This is a genomic window from Adlercreutzia sp. DFI.6.23 (assembly GCF_024462535.1).
Classification (GTDB): Bacteria; Actinomycetota; Coriobacteriia; order Coriobacteriales; family Eggerthellaceae; genus Adlercreutzia; species Adlercreutzia rubneri.
In genome coordinates this window covers 1-313 of record NZ_JANGBP010000373.1, presented here as the reverse complement: position 1 = coordinate 313, position 313 = coordinate 1, and the positions used below count along the sequence as shown (strand labels likewise).

At 59.1% G+C, this 313-nt stretch carries 1 pseudogene; it reads right to left on the bottom strand.

The annotated features are described in order from the left end of the window. Positions 1–287: pseudogene (locus tag NE591_RS13775) on the bottom strand (hypothetical protein); the annotation flags it as partial. Between the last annotated feature and the right edge of the window lie 26 nt (positions 288–313).

The following is a 313-nucleotide window of genomic DNA, read 5'->3' as shown; positions in this document are numbered from 1 at the left end:
AAGCCAAAGGCAGGCAGAACTGTTCCCGATTCCATGAGACCCGACAGGACAACAACTGCAACGGAAAGCACCAGCGCATCATCGAGCAAAATTCGTCCCTTTGCTCGCCAGGCGCCCCGACTCGTCAAAAGGTGGCCGGCAAAATCAACATGCTGGGCCCCGTGCACAAGCAGGACCAACCCGATACCAAGCCCCAGCCTCTCGTGCGCGCCAACGCCCGTCATCGCAGGCAGCGACACCACGATATACAAAACCAGCGCCAGCGCATCAACAACGAGCACTCTCATGAGCGTCCCACATTCCGCACGATGCC